9 protein-coding genes are annotated in these 15,557 nt (G+C 67.6%); 8 read left to right on the top strand and 1 reads right to left on the bottom strand.

Translation table 11 applies throughout. From position 1 onward, the window contains the following. Positions 1-58: 58 nt before the first annotated feature. From ACGFIQ_RS25095 to ACGFIQ_RS25065, 7 genes are all read left to right on the top strand, one after another. Positions 59-1,321 (top strand): exonuclease SbcCD subunit D, encoded by a 1,263-nt coding sequence (locus ACGFIQ_RS25095; protein WP_393247482.1) that lies wholly within the window; start codon positions 59-61, stop codon positions 1,319-1,321. Beyond that, positions 1,309-4,308 carry an AAA family ATPase gene (locus ACGFIQ_RS25090; protein ID WP_393247480.1) on the top strand — a complete coding sequence of 1,000 codons (3,000 nt, stop codon included), beginning with the start codon at positions 1,309-1,311 and terminating at the stop codon, positions 4,306-4,308. Before ACGFIQ_RS25095 ends, ACGFIQ_RS25090 begins: the two co-directional genes overlap by 13 nt. 187 nt (positions 4,309-4,495) lie before the next feature. Beyond that, positions 4,496-6,010, top strand: coding sequence for a hypothetical protein (locus ACGFIQ_RS25085; RefSeq protein ID WP_393247478.1), 1,515 nt, complete (start codon positions 4,496-4,498; stop codon positions 6,008-6,010). Next, positions 6,007-6,765 (top strand): hypothetical protein, encoded by a 759-nt coding sequence (locus tag ACGFIQ_RS25080; protein ID WP_393247476.1) that lies wholly within the window; start codon positions 6,007-6,009, stop codon positions 6,763-6,765. Before ACGFIQ_RS25085 ends, ACGFIQ_RS25080 begins: the two co-directional genes overlap by 4 nt. Continuing rightward, entirely contained in the window at positions 6,765-11,414 is a 4,650-nt protein-coding gene (locus ACGFIQ_RS25075; protein WP_393247474.1) for a hypothetical protein, read from the top strand. The genes ACGFIQ_RS25080 and ACGFIQ_RS25075 overlap by 1 nt, the downstream gene beginning before the upstream one ends. Further along, on the top strand, positions 11,411-12,511 hold the full coding sequence (locus ACGFIQ_RS25070; protein WP_393247472.1) for a hypothetical protein: 1,101 nt from the start codon (positions 11,411-11,413) through the stop codon (positions 12,509-12,511). The genes ACGFIQ_RS25075 and ACGFIQ_RS25070 overlap by 4 nt, the downstream gene beginning before the upstream one ends. 185 nt (positions 12,512-12,696) lie before the next feature. After that, positions 12,697-13,206: a hypothetical protein gene (locus ACGFIQ_RS25065; protein WP_393247470.1), complete on the top strand. Its 510-nt coding sequence runs from the start codon at positions 12,697-12,699 to the stop codon at positions 13,204-13,206. Positions 13,207-13,899: 693 nt separating this feature from the next. Here the strand turns inward: ACGFIQ_RS25065 and ACGFIQ_RS25060 are convergent. After that, entirely contained in the window at positions 13,900-14,328 is a 429-nt protein-coding gene (locus tag ACGFIQ_RS25060; RefSeq protein ID WP_393247468.1) for an NUDIX domain-containing protein, read from the bottom strand. Between the two features lie 339 nt (positions 14,329-14,667). On the opposite strand from ACGFIQ_RS25060, the gene ACGFIQ_RS25055 reads away from it, so the two are divergent. Further along, positions 14,668-15,528, top strand: a complete 861-nt coding sequence (locus ACGFIQ_RS25055) for a phosphotransferase (RefSeq protein WP_393247466.1) — start codon at positions 14,668-14,670, stop codon at positions 15,526-15,528. Positions 15,529-15,557 lie beyond the last annotated feature (29 nt).

Raw genomic sequence — 15,557 nt, 5'->3', positions numbered from 1 at the left:
GCGGACACCCGGCGTCCGCGAAACGCCAGCTAACTGCCTCATCCGCGAAGAGGACACCATGAAGTTGCTTCACACCTCGGACTGGCATCTGGGTCGTGCCACCTACCAGGAATCCCGCGCGCCGGACCACGACGCGGTGATCGCCGAGATCATCGACATCGCCCGCGAGCGCAAGCCGGACGTCATCCTGCACACCGGCGACCTGTTCGACCAGTACCTGCCCGGCTACGTCGAGATCGAACGCGCCGCCGCCGCCCTGCAACATCTGGCGGCGATCGCCCCGACGGTCGTGGTCCGGGGAAACCACGACTCGGCCGCCCTCTTCCGGATCTTCAACCGACTCCTTGGCGCCAACGGCCGGCTGCGGTTCGTCGACAAGCCGCGCCACGGCGACGACGGCGGTGTACTGCGCTTCCCGGTCGTCGACGATCAGGTCCTACGCCTGGCGGTACTGCCCTTCGTTCACGTCAGCGAGGTCGTCGACGCCTTCGGGCCGCCCGAGACCTGGGGGACGGCCTACAACGGCAGAATCCGCGGCTACGAAGCCGCGCTGGCCGACAGCCTGATGCGTGACTTCGACCCGCACCGTGACATCGCCATGTTCGCGGCCCACCTACACGTCGGCGGCGCCCAACTGTGCAACAGCGAACGCTCCCTGCACGTCGACGAGACCTACGCGACCGATCTCGACGCGCTGCCGCCGGTGAGCTACGCGGCCTTCGGACACATCCACCAACCCCAGCGGCTACCCAACACCGCCATCACCGGCCGCTACGCCGGATCACCCCTCCAACTCGACTTCGGCGAGGTCAACGACCGCAAAGGCATCGTCATGGTCACCGTCAAAGCCGGCGAACCCGCGCAGATCGAAAAAGTGCTGTTGCACAGGGGCCGCCGGTTGCGCAAGTTCGAGGGCACGCTCGACGAGCTCAGGAGGCAGGCCGCCGACTTCGCCGACGAGATCTGCCTAATCACCATCCACAGCCCCGCCCCGATCCCCACGCTGAAGGAACAGGTCTACGACCTGCTCCCGGACGCGACGATCCTGCCGATCACTAACCTGGCGGATAACCAGCGCAACGACACCGGACTCGCACGACCCGACGCCATTGCGCCGGAGACCGACCTGGTTGAGGAGTTCCGCCAGTACCTCGCCGAGCAAGGCGGTGTCCAGAACGGTGCCGTCGCCGAGGTCATCCGCGTCTTCGCCGCCCTGCGGCAGGGAATCGACGAAGAACGCGACACCGTCTTCGCCGAGGAGACCGCCCTGGCCCAGACCCTCGCCCCGACGGCCGCAGGGGGCGCATCGTGCGACCACTGACCCTGCGTCTGGCCGGCCTGCGCGCCTACCGCGCCGAGCAGACAATCGACTTCACCGACGCGTCCCTAATGGCCATCGTCGGCCCGACCGGAGCCGGGAAAACTTCCCTGTTCGAGGCCCTCTTCTACGCCCTCTACGGCGGCTGCACCTGGGACCACCGCAGCGCCGTCCCGCTCATCGCCGACGGCATGAACACCATCGTGGTCGACCTCACCTTTCGAGCCCGCAACCGGACCTGGCGCGTCCTGCGCTCCACCTCCCGCAGCGGATCCCCGACGGCTCAGCACGTCCTGGAATGCCTTGACGACACAACTATCCGCCACGATCACAAAGACCGGGTCAACGCGGCCATCGAAGACCTGATCGGGCTCGACGCCAAGGCCTTCCTCAAGGCCGTTATCCTCCCGCAAGGCAAATTCCAGGAGCTGCTGCACACCACCGGCAGACAGCGCACCGAGATCCTCAAGAGCATCCTCGGGCTCGACCAGCTGGACATCATGCAGAACCGGGCCCGCGAAGCCTACGACCGCATCCACCCGCAACTGGCCACCATCACCGGTCGGCGGCAATTCATGTTCGTCGACCCACAAGCCGAGGCGAACGCGGCCACCCAGCGCAAGCAGGACAGCGAGACCCGCCGCACGCGGCTGCGAGACGCTAAGAACACCATCGCCGCTGCTCAGCGCGAACGCCAACGCCTGGCCGACCGGGCCCAGAAAATCGACGACGCGGCGGCGGCCCTGCGACGCGTCCACGTCGCCGACGCTGCGGACACCTATCAGCGGCTCCTGACCGCCGACGCGACCCTGGGCATCGAGTCGGACCGGGTCACGCGGGAGATCGCGGCGGCCGACGCCGCGATCGCTTCCGTACGAGCGGATCTCGCCACCGCCGAAGCGAACGGCACCGGGCAGGATGCCGTCAACACGGCCATCGCCACCCTGGAAGACGCCGCACGTCAGCAACCCGACCTGAACGCGGAGAAGGACCACCTTCACCAACAAGCCGAGGCACTCGCGACCGAGCGAACCGGCCTCGCCGGCCACCGCGAACACGCCGAAGGCGCAGCTACCCACGCCGCGAACGCCGACACCGCCGCCAGCACGGCCAAGCAACACGCCGACGAGCAGACACAACACGTCGAGCAGTGCACGACGGCACTGGCTGCCGTCCGGGCGCAGATCAATCGTGGCCGCCAGGCTGACGAGGCGCGCGCCAAGGCGGACGCCGCCGTCGTATCCGCTCAGGCGACTCTCACGGCAGCGGAGAAGGCCGCCAGCGAAGCCCACACCGTGCTCGCCCAGGCCGAAGAAGACCTCGAGACCTGCCGACGCGCCAGCTCGGCCGCACACGCGGCGAGCCGCAGCCACGCCGGCGACCCATGCCCCATCTGCTCGCATGAACTGCCCGCCGACTTCGTCGCCCCTACCCCGGACGGACTGGGAACGGCAACCTCCAAGGTCAAGACAGCCCACACCGTCGTCCGTAAAGCCGACAAGGCGGTAGCGACCGCCACCGCAAACCTGGAACACGCCACCTCCGCGCAAGCCGCCGCCGAGGTCGACAGCGAGACGGCCCGCAAGACTCAGACCGACCTCATCGCCGAACTTTCCCGCCTACTCGGCACCGTCGACCTGGACGACCCGGACGACCGCATCCTGGCCGCCGTCCGCACGGCAGCCGACACAGCCTCCACCGAGGCCGAGAAGGCGGCCGAAGCGGGCGCCGCAGCGCTGAAGGCCTCGACCGAACTTGCCGTGGCTCTGAAACTTCACGAGCGGCGACTCTCTGAAAAGCGCGACGAGCTGGCCGACGCGCAGCTCGCGTACGAGAAGAAGGCCACCGCTCTCGGCGCCCGGCTGGCCACCTTGCCAGTCCCGTTCCAGACCGAGGGCCTCCCGGCGATAGCGGCCATCAACACGGCCCTTACTCTCGCGAAACAGCGCCGGGTCGCACTCAACGACATACGCAACGACCTGGAACGCGCCGCCCAACACCGCGAAGGGCTCGGAGCGCAAGAACGTACCCTCCAGCAGCGCCATCTGGCCGAGATCGAACGCCCCTCTCAAGCGCTGCACATGAAGATCGTCACTACGTGCGAACGTGCCGCCGATCTTGCCGAGCTCCTCAATGCCGAGAGCTTGACCGAAATTTCAGGTGACGATCTGCAAGCGCGTGCCATCTGGGCACGAGAGATCCAAGAAACAGCCCAACGCCTTCAACAGGTAAGCGAGACAACCCGGACCGAACTACAAACCGCCGCCGCAGCCCAGAACAAAGTCATGCAGCGGGCTCTGACGGAATCGCAAGCCGACACGAGCGACGACCTCGACGACCTCCTCGGCCACGCCGCCGCCGATCTCACGCTCGCGACCAAGCACCTGGCCGAGGCCCAACGCCAGATCCCCATAGCCGCACAGCTTGACACCTGCATCTCCCAAGCCCAGCCCTTGACCGACGGGCTCAAAGAGCTCTGCCGGCTCCTGGCCGACGGCAAATTTCCCTCCTTTATCGTGGCCCGGCGCCAGCACACCTTGCTCGACCTCGGCTCCGAACTACTCCTGGGCATGACCGGCCACCGCTTCCGATTCGCCGACGACTTCCGCATCATCGACGGCCAAACCGGGCAATCCCGAGACCCCAAAACGCTCTCGGGCGGCGAAACATTCATGGCAAGCCTCGCGCTGGCCCTGGCCGTCGTCGAACTGGCCAGCCGCTCCGGCGGACGTATCGAGGCGCTGTTTCTCGACGAAGGCTTCGGCGCGCTCGACCCCAACGCGCTCGCCGGAGCCCTCGACGCTCTCGCGCAGCAAACCCGTGGCGGCCGGCTTATCGCAGTGATCAGCCACGTCAAAGCCGTCGCCGAGAATATCGATCGACTCCTGGTCGTCTCCAAACGCCCCGACGGAAGCGTGATCCACTGGGCGACAGCCGCCGAGAGAGATCAACTAGTGACCGACACCATGACCGAAAGCATGATCGCTTGACCACCAGCACTTATATTCCGCGAACGCGGCCTTCCGGCGCGTATTTGCTGGGAACAGATGTTCTAAGTCTTCAATTTCTGTCGCAACGCTCGTTCAGGATGACGTTCACCGCTGAACACACAGACGGCCTGAAGATCAGTGCCGAATACAAGCAATGATCCAAAGGATGAGGGAGGCTGAGGTTCGGGTGGAGTCGACACTGGATGACTTCGTCAACAATTGGCAACCGCGACAACGGCAATCTTTCGGCATGATCGCAACATTGGCGATCCGCCTGCAAAACCTGGTCGGCAGCCACCCGTCCTGGGACATCTACGACCTGCCATCAATTGCCCTGGGCGCCCTGCACCTGGTCCTGGAGGACCGTCTAGCTGGCGGCTGGACCCGCACGCAGCTGATCGAAGGGCTGCTTCCGCTCGCACGCCGAGCCGGTCCGGACCGGCCGGGACAGGAACACCGCGACGCGGTGAGCGCCGCAGTAGATGTGCTGCTCAACCGCAGCGGCGGCGGCTCGGCCATCCGGCACCCCTACGGCGATTGGACCGGCGAGCCATACCAGCTGCGGGAGAAGCCGCTGAGCTATCTGCTGGTCGTCGGCGCCGAGGACGAGCAAGAGCCGACGCTGAAGGCGGACGCCCGCGCGATCAACATGCACCAAGGGCTCTACCTGCTCAATCTGGAGGATCGCCGAGCCGCGGACCTGATCGTGGCGGAGCGGCAGCTGGCCCGCGGTGACGTCGACGAGGTCGTGGCCTCGGTCCAGCGCCAGCACATGACCTTGCAGGTGTCCGTCAACGAGATCCGCGCGCAGATCACACAGATGCGCCGCGACGTGCGCTCGGTGGACTATGCCAGCGACGTCGCGCCGCACATCGGCCGGCTGCTGGATCTGCTTCGCGAGCAGTTGACGACGACCGAGGAATTCAAAACCCGGGTGGAACAACGGCTGGAACCAGGGGAGCCCGGAGCGCGGCAGCTGATGCAGACCCGGCGGATCCTGGAGCTGCGCAGCCACACCTTGGCCGCCGTCTTGGACGAGGTGGCCCGGGTCCAGCAGGTCTTCGAGGAGGAACAGGACCGGCAGATCTGGACCCGCTACAGCGGCACCCTGATGGACGCCGAAGACAGCTTGTTCAAGCCGCTGCTGGACCTGACGATGCGCGATCTCGGGCAACTGCTGGAACCTTCGTGTTTGCAGCTGATGGGAGTACGCAAGCCGCGGGTCGTCTCAGCCCACGCTGTGCTCGAGAACACCACGCCCCGCAAACGCACGCCCACCCCGGCCGCCGCCAATGACCCGTTCGATGTCGGTGAACTGACCTCGCCACCGACATGGATGAGCGCGCAGACCAGCGCCGCCTTGCGCCAGCTTCTCGGGGACATCCGCCGCCCCATCCGGCTCTCGGCGCTGCTGAGCACGGCGGTCCGCGAGTACCCGCAGTTGTGCCGCGCCGATGACCAGGCAGCCCTACCGCATCTGGTCTGCCTGCTGGTACTGACCAGTTACGCGCCGCCGCTCGCCGCGGAGTTCGCCGACGAACAGGCCGCCGCCGTGCTGATCCGCCACCGTGACCTGCTGGACCCCGACCGGATCACCGTCACCCACGACGGCACCGTCCTCGATCTGCCGGGCGCGTCCGGCGACGACCTTCTGCTCACACCCGCCCTCGCCGGCGGCCCCCAACCGGGAGAGAACGCATGACCGACCTCGTCGATGTCGGCCGGCTGATCGGCTACGCCACCGACATCACCCGCACCCCGGGCGCCAGCGGGGCCGGCGCCGACTACCGGCACCTCGCGCAGCGCTATGTGATCGACGGCGAGTTCCGCACCGCGGTCGACGAGGTGCTCGACGGCGTGGACTGCGAGGTCACCGACGCCTCCGAGGACGTCGGCCTGATCATCTACCCCCGGCCGTCGAGTCCGTGGGCGTGGCCGACCGGCACCGGTGACCTGGCCTGGAACAAGGGCGACGCCGACGATCGGGCGGCCCGGATGCTGGTCATCGTCGCCTTGCTGGCCCGGCATTTCCCGACCGGCATCGACATCGAGTCGTTCCTCGACGACCCGCAACGCTCCCAGCTGCCGATCTCGGTGCAGGAGTTGGAGCAGTACATCCGCGACTTCTGCGAGCAGCAGCAGGCCGGCCGTGCCGACATGCCGAGCGACCTGAGCGACGACGACACCCCGCTGTGGGCGTGGTGGACCTCCCGCGACGCCTACAGCAAGACCGACCACGCCATCTCCCGGGGCACCACCAGCTACCTGGTCTACAAAACCCTCGACGGGCTCGCCGAGATCGGGCTCACCCTCGACACCACCCGCGACAAGCCCGCCGAACGCAAGCGGTACCGGATGAAGCGGCGCCTGCTACTGCAATACCGCGACTTCCTCATGAACCCCCTGTTCAACGCCTTGCGCGAGCACACCGCAAGCCTCGAGACGACGGAGAACTGATGCTCACCCCGACCCGGATCCGCCTGGTGAACGTCGGTATCGAACGCCCGCGGTTCCCCGACCTGATCATCGACATGCGCGCCGGAACCGACACCGAAGACGTCGTGATCATGCTGCAGAACGGTGGCGGCAAGACCACCTTCATCTCGATGTGGATGCACCTCTACGAACCACACCGCAACAAGTTCCTGGCCAAGATGTCGCAACGCGCGCAGAAGAAGTCCGGCCCGGCCAAGGAGTTCGACGACTACATTCCCGTCGGCCAGACCACCTACGTCGTCTGCGAGCACGCCATCCCCGGCGCCGCACCGAACCTGTTCGGCCAGGTGCCCCGCCTGGTCGCCGGTTACGCCGCCTGGCGTGACAACGAAGCGCAGGAACGCGCCGACGAGCGGTTCTTCTGCTTCGTCAGCAACGACAAGCTGACCTTCGACACCCTGCCGTTACGCTCGGCAACCGGGGAACCGGTCGACCACGACGCGTTCTTCGACCACCTGATCGCCGCGAAACACCAAGATCCCAGCCTGCAACTGGCCGACGAGACCCGCGACAACCACTGGCGCGACGAACTCCGATCGCGCAACTTCGACCTGGACTTCCTGCGCCAGTTCCTGCTGCGGATGAACGTCGATGAGGGTGCCACCGACCGGCTGTTCACCTACAGCAGCTCCCGTACGTTCATCAACAGCCTCATCGACATCCTCGCCGACGACGCCGACACCACGGTCATCACGACCGAACTGGGCCGGCTGCGCGGCAAGGTCGCCGCCCGCACGGTGAACCTGGCCACCGACCAATTCCTGCAACAGGCGATCAAGCACACCGGCCAGCTGGCCGACTCCACCGCCACCTACACCACCGAGCTGACCGCCCGCACCGCCGCCCTCACCCAGTGGGCGCAGGCCAGCCATGTGGTCGAGCAGTGGACCGCGCTGACCAGCACGGCCCTGACCCGGGTCGACGCCATCGTCGATGACGCCCGGGAACGACGCGACGGCGCGGCGCAGCGCCATCGGCACTTACGTCAGCAGCACGCCGCCTCGATGATGCGGCGCCGGGAGATGGAACTCGACCAGGTCCGCGCGGACCTAGACACCGCCCGCCAGCTCGTCGGCGACGCCGAGCACCACCAGCAGGTCGCTCGGGCCAGCACGTTGATCGCCTCGTCAGCGACCGCATCACAGATCAAACAACACGCGGCCGAGCAACTCGACCGCAAAGTCCGCGAAGCCGCGCCGCTGCGGGATCGTCTCGCCTGCGCAGCTCACGCTCTGACCGCCCGCTACACCGCCGACGCCGAAGGCCTCGCCGGGCAGCGCACGCAGATCAACGCCGAGGACACCGCCGCCCGCGAAGAACTGCAGCGCATCGCCGCCGCGCAGCCGGTGCTGGCAGGCCAGCACGCCGACGCACGCCGTGATCTCGAAGATGTCGCCCAGCGGCGCAAGGACGGCGAACTCCTACGGCGCGAGCTCCGTGAGTCCGGCACGGTCCTGCCCACCGAGACCGGCGAGCAAGCAAAGGGCCGCCATCAGCGGGTCGCCCAGGACGCCCACGATGAACGCGGCAAGGCCCTCGCGACTGCTGCGGCTGCCACCGCGGCGGGCAAGAGCGCCGCCGCCGACGCCAGGGCCGTGCAACCCCGGATAACCACGGTCGGCGAACAGATTGTCACCGCCGAGCAACGACTGCGCACCTGGAACCAGACCAGCGATGAGCTGGGCGCCGCCCTGCTGGCGTCGGGCCTGATCGACCTCGACCCGGTATCGCTGGACGAGCACGCCGACGTCCTCGACTCCGCCCTGCGGGAGCACCGCGAATCCTTGCGCTCCCAGATCCGCGACCGCAGCATCGTCGCCGGGCAGATCGAACGCGACGTCGACGCTCTGAACCGCACGCAGCTCCTGCCACCCCGCCACGATGTCGAGGCCCTGGCCGAACGCGTACGCACCGCCACCACTCGCGCGGTGCTTCCCGGCTGGCAGTGCCTGGCCGACCTGCCCCCGCACGTCGCCGAGGACTTCGCCCTCCGGCACCCCGAGGTCGCCGACGGCCTGGTCGTCACCATCGACGACGACTACCGGCAGGTCGCGGACTGGCTTGCCGTTCACGCTGGCGAGTTCAACCTCTCCGCACCCGTCGTGCTGACCACCGCCGCCGCGTTCCAACTCAGCACCGGCACCGGCGCCGGCCAGCCGCAACGGGCGGTACTGCTGCCCGACCCCGCACACTGGGACAAGAATGCCGGCCGCGAAGCCGCCACCACCGCCAACAGTCGCCACGAGCAGGCCCTGCACGAGCGCGATGCCGCACAAGACCGCGCCGGCACCGTCGAGCAACTGCTGCACGACCTCGACCGATGGCGAACCCGCATCGGTGCCGGCGCCCGGGACCGGCTCGCTGCCGAGATCACGGCCCTGCACGAGGACAAGGCCGCGTTCATCGAGCAACAGAGCGAGCACGAGCGCGCGGCGGCAGACGCGAACTCCCTGGCCGAGGAATCCCGCGAGCAGGCCGAGGGCTACCGGGGGACGGAACGCACTGCCCTCGACGAGGCCAGGAGCGTGCAGGCCTTGGTCGTCTTCGAATCTGAGGCTCCGGAGTTGGACCAGCGTCAAGCCGACGCCCAGAGCCGGCGTGACAACGCCGAACGGCAGATCCAGCAGGACAAGGACCGCGGCCAAGACCTGGAACGCACCCGCGAGGACTGTGGCCGGCGCCGGTTCGCGCTCTCTGTAAAGGAACACGACCTGCAGAGCCGGCAGACCGTCGTGTCCGCCGTCGTGCGCACCCATCCGGCACCGCCCGGCACGTCGACCGCGGCGTTTGGCACGACCTCGACCGATGCCCTGCACGAGCAGGTGTTCGCGCTGCAAGCCGAGTACGACGGCCTGGTCACCGACGAGGAACTGCGGCTGACCATGCGCGACGCGGACAAGACCATCGAACAGATCACCAAGAAGCTCAAAGACCTCGACGCCCAAGCCGTCCACGACGCCGCACAGCGCCACACCGACGATCCGCAGAGGTCCCAAGCCGCCTGGGACCAGGACCTCGCGGACGCCGGCGACGACGTCGACAAAGCCAAGGAACGCCGCGCGGAACTCACCGAGCGCGAACGCGGCGCGCTCCGCGACCTCGCCACCGCCCGAGACATTGACGGCGCGAACGCCACGCTGCTGGTCCAGTGGAACTCCGGCAGCCTCGACACTCTCATCCAACTCCAACAACAGCTGGAGAAGAGCATCAGCGACGCCGCCGGCCAACGCGCCGACGCCGCTACCACACTTGACGCCTCGATCGCCGCCCAGACCCGGCTGACCGTCTTCACCTCGACCGTCAAGGACCGATTCGCCAGCCGTCTCGAGACTGCCGCGACCACCCTGGCCGCCCCCGGCAAACTCGGACGGCACATCGACCTGACCGACCTGCGGTTCCGGGAACACCCCGGCGGCGGCGACACCGATCCCGCAACCGCACGGCTCACCCTGATCCGCGAAGCGCTCGACGAAGCCGCCGACAGCGGCAACCTCGACGCCTTCACCCCCGCCCTGGACCGGCTCAACCCCGAGGACCTCCAGCCACTGGTCGACCGGACCATCGGCAACCTTGAGAACGTCGACCGCCGTTACCGCCACGCCGAGGACCGCACCCACGCCCACGCCGAGGCATTACGGCAGTGCAGCAGCCGCGCCTCCAAGGACGCTGCCGCGAAAATCGTCGACCGGCTCAAATCCGAAACCGTCGACGAACTCATCAGCAACGCCGCCAGCAACCACCACAACGCCAGCCAGCGCCTGGCCGCCGTACAAAGCGAACTGAAGAACTTCGAGAAAGAACTCGACGCCTCCGCCCGCGCGGTCAAGAACATCATCGAGACCATTCGCGGACGCATCGTCTCGACCACCAAACAGTCCCGGCTCCCGAACGAGCCGAAACTCGGCCGCTGGGCCGGCCAGGACTTCCTGCGCATCACCTGGAGTGAAGTCGGCCGCGAAGCCCGTACCGATCAACTCCGGGAAGCATTCCAGCGGATGATCACCACCGGCGCCGACGATGACCAGTCACCGATGCACCGCCTGGTGGAAGCCATCACCGCCAACCTGTCGGTCTCCATCCTGATCCCCAAGGTCCCCTTCGACGGCACCCACTACCCGATCGAACAACTCGCCCGGCGCACCTCCGGCGGCGAAGGTGTCACCGCCGGCATCCTCATCGCCGCGCTCATGCAGTCGATGCGCACCAACAACCCCACCTTCCTGGTCATCGACAACATCTTCGCTAAAGTCAGCGAACCCGGCCTGCTGCGCCTTATCCAGCACGTTGCCCGCGGCCTGAACGTCCAGCTCATCCTCATGACCCCCTCACGCGACGAACACGCCCTGAGCGCCTTCTCTCACTGGATCCAACTCAAAGTCGAAACCACCGCCAGCAATCACACCATCGTCGCGCCCGCCGCGATCCCCACCGCCACCATCCCGCAGCAGCTACGCCGCCAGCCCCTCACCGCCAGTCCCGCAGTTTCCAGCCTGGGCATGTCCTCCGCGGTCGTGTCCATCACCGACGCCTCCCTCGGCACGACGATCCCGATCACGAACAACGCGAGCGACGAACCAGCGGACGCCCCCGTACTGGCGGACCCGGCGTGACCGCGGGATCCCCGCTTACCGAGCGCCTCTACGACGCCCTGGCCACCCATGCCACGAGCACCGGCCGTACCCGAATTTCCCTAGTTAGCCTGATGAGCATCCAGGCGCAGATCGAGCAGCACGCCGCCACCCGCTCCGGCGCCCGTGCCCGCCTACGCACCGCCCTCGACACCCTCGCCGCCGCTGGACGGCTGGAACCCCCACAAGGCAAGAAACTCTGGGACCAGACCGCCCAGCCCGCCCTACCGGCCTGGATCACCGTCATCACCGACCTTGCCCCGGCCACGATCAGCATCGACCTCGACACCGTCTTCTGGGCCCCGGGCATATCGCGGTGGCTGCGCGAATGGACCCGGATCAGCCGGCCCGGCCCCGGGATCCGCGCCAGCCTGCAAGAGATCAACACCTGGCTCCTCAAACACCTCGCCGGCCCACCGCCGATCGTCGCCCGCGAAGAACGCTCCCTCGACATCTTCGGCGACGAAAAGAAACTCGCCCGCATCGAAGCCAGCAGCATCTTCGCCGCCCACCGCCTCAGCCCTCACGAACTGGCCTACGAACGCCCCATCCCACCCCTACGCGCCGCCCGCCTCGCCGACCGCGGCGACCTGCTTCTCATCGAGAACCAGTCGACGTTCGACTCCGCCTGGCGAGCGCTCCGTCACAACCCCAGCCCGTTCGCCGCGGTCGCGTTCTCCAACGGTTGGGAAGCCGCCTTCGCCGAACCCACCCTGCACGTCACCGAACACCTCCAGCTACGCGAGCCGCCCGCGAGGATCTGGTACGCCGGGGACCTCGACCTCGACGGCCTCGACATTCCGCTAACCCTGACCGCCAACCTGCAAACTCACGACCATCCGCTGCCATACCCGCTGACCAGCGCGTACGAAGCCATGCTGGCTGCAGGAACGACGGCCGCGTCCGGCCCGATCGAACGCGGGGTCGCCGAGCAAGCTGCAGAATGGCTCCCACAGCAGCTGCGCCAGGAGACCGCCGACCTCCTGACGACTGGGAACCGCATTGCGCAGGAAGTGCTCGACCGCGCCTGGTGGTCGAATCCCACCTGGCGACGAGAAGTGCTTAGTGACGCTGGGTGAATCGCGGAGCCGCAGGTTCTCGACGAACCAATCAACATCGTGGTCGCACTTCTATCTGCGGCATCTCATGCCTCTGGGTCAACGACATAGGTGATGCGTGCAGTGCCGCGGTCGAAGGGGTGGGACAGAGGGATGACCACAGGACCGGCGGCGCGCACAGCGGAAGCGATTTCCGACCAGTAAGGGTGCCGGTCGGTACGCTCCCCTTCTTTACCGAGCCCGCCGCCGCAGTCGACGAGCCTGCCCCCGCCCACCTTGAGCCTCCGCCCCGGAGCCGCTCCGACGCTTTCCTGGATGGGATCGGCAAGACCGTCGGCTTCGGCTTCGGCATCGGTACGGCGGCCGTCGTCGTGCTCCTGGCCGTGGCGTTGGTCGGGTCCGGGAAGCTCGGCGACATCTTCGACGAGGACCAGTTCCAGGACCGCGTCGACGCCATCAACGCTGTTTACCGGCAGGGTGAGCACGCCCGGGAGTCGCTGAACAAGTCGGGTACCGCGCTGACTAGCGAGGCCATATGCGAGGACGCCTTCCATCGCGTGGGCGCCGACGACGAGCGCGTCAATCGCCTTACTCAGGATCAGAAGCCGGACACGGCCTTCGCCGAGTTGCGCAGGCTGTCGTTCATCAACGGCTGTCTCGGCCGGCCCAACCAGCTACCCGCCACGCCGCTACCGACACTGAGCACAGGCCGGTAGGACTTCGCCAAGCAACGTCACCATCTGCCCGGACTGCGCCGATGCCTTCGCATCATGATCATCCCCAGCACCTTGCCTCCGCCAGCCTTTGCTACTCTGAACTTCGTACGGATGTTCGATTCGACCGCGAACCGGATCACATATCCGCAGGTAAGCTGCCCTTCCCCGCAGCGCAAGCGAGGGGCGGAGCAGGACGTGGGCGAACGATGGAACGGCGGCGGCCGCATCAGCGGCGTCACCGACGTGCGCGCTGCCCTCGATCGCGTCAACAGGGCCGCCCAGACCCGCGGAGCGACGGCGCTGCTCGCCCAACCGGTGCAGACAGCAGCCGAAGCAGAACTCGCCGCTCCCGACACGGCGCGGATCGTCACAACCCACTCCGCTCTGCATCCGCTGCTGCCATGGCCCGGCGGGATACGCCGCGGGGCGACCGTCACCGCGGCCGGCCCGATCTCGCTGGTCACGATCCTGCTGGCCGGCGCACTGAAAGGCACCGGCGCGTACGCCGCAGTGGTGGGCCTGCCTGCGTTCGGCGCGCTCTGTGCCAGCGTCGACCACGACACCCCACTCGACCGCCTCGCCCTGGTCCCCGAGCCAGGCCCCGACTGGCTCACCGTCATCGCCGCGCTCTTGGACGGCATGGAGATGGTCGTAGTGCAACCGCCGGCCAGCATCAGCCCTCCGGCCATCCGCTCACTGCAGGCCCGCGCCCGCCAACGCGACGCGGTACTCATCTCCACCCGGGCGTGGACGGGAGCCGACCTCACACTGGGGGTCACTGACCGTCGGTGGCATGGCCTCACCCTCAGGGCACTCCGGCCGCAGCTGTCCTCTCCAGTCGGGGATGCGGAACAGGAACCCGAACCAGTTTTCCCCGCCGCGGCCGAAGCCGGGCCAGGAGATCGTTCCGGCAAGCTGCACCTCGCGGCACTCCAGACCGCTCTCTTCTCGGATCTCCCGGCGCATCCCAGCGACCACGTCCTCGTCCGGCTCGAGCTTCCCGCCCAGTCCGTTGTGGTAGCCGAAGGGCACGTCGTCGGGTCGCTTGTCCCGCTGGATCAGCAACACCTGCTCGCCGTCGGGGTGCAGGACGTAGCCGAGCGTCGCGAGGATGGTCAGCATCCCCTCACACTATGTGTACCGCTTCAGACGCTGAACAGACGCGCCGCTATCGCCGCATCAGGGCGGACGCGGGCTCCCGTAACGTGGACGCCGCGCCTGCGGATGAGCGAGGGCGCCGTGCCCCGCGGAGCGCCGGCCCGCTTCGAAGGCCCGGAAACCGAACCAGGGGCCGTCGCGTCCAGCGACCGCGTTAGCTACCAGCTCTCCCCCGAAATGGCCCGGAGCCGGCCAACCGGAGTCCGCGGAGGGCCACTGGGGACTAGCGCTTGACACGGCGGGGCGAGGTTCAGCTGCCCTAGAGCTCAACTCACCCAGCATCGGACCGGAGAAAGATGATCAATGCGTAGTGCCTGGACCGATCTGCCTGACAACGTCACCGCTGCGATCGCCGAACGGGTCGGTGGACCCTTCGACGTCACCCCGGCCTCCCACGGTGACCACGCGGACATCGCCGCGACAGTCACCGGACCAACCGCGAACGTCTTCATCAAGGCGGCCTCAGCCGACCTCTGCGTCCGATCACTACGCTACGAGCTGGCGGCGACCACGGCCATCGACCGGTACCCGCCAGCGGTCCTCTGGCACTTCGAGTCCGACGACTGGTTGGTGGTGGCGACCGAGCACCTTGCTGGCCCTCACCCCGACCTGTCCCCCGCCAGTCCCGATCTCGACCTCCTCGCCGCGACGCTCAAGGAGCTACAGAACACCCGCGCGCCGAACGGCACCTGGTACGGCCCGGCGGACCGGCTCGGGTTCGCGCATCCCCTGATGGCCGGCAACGGACTCGTGCACTCTGACCTCAACCCGACCAATCTGATCGTGACCAGCAGCGGCCTACGCATCGTCGACTGGGCTTTCGCGACTAAAGCAGCGCCTTGGGTGGAACTGGCACTGCTGATCCAGTGGCTAATCGGCTGCGGCCACACCCCCGGCCAAGCAGGACGCTGGGTGTCGCAACTTCCAACGTGGGCTGCGACTGATTCCGACGCCGTGGACGACTTCGCGATCCGCAACGCCGCGAAGTGGGCAGGCAAAGCCGAGAAGAGCACCCAGGTATGGGTCCACGACCTTGCGACCTGGACCAGTGAGTGGGCGACCTACCGCCGATCGCGGATCCGGGCGCGCTCCACGGCGCCGCAGCAGCCCGGTCGCGGCGCAGGCGCATTCGCCCTTGGCCCGAAGGGAACCTCCAGCCGATAGGGCTCCAGCGCATGCCACGCCTCCACCCA

The sequence above is a fragment of the Micromonospora sp. NPDC048898 genome (assembly GCF_043198035.1).
GTDB lineage: Bacteria > Actinomycetota > Actinomycetes > Mycobacteriales > Micromonosporaceae > Micromonospora.
Note: the sequence above shows the minus strand (reverse complement) of the source record. Positions and strands in the feature narration are given on the sequence as shown.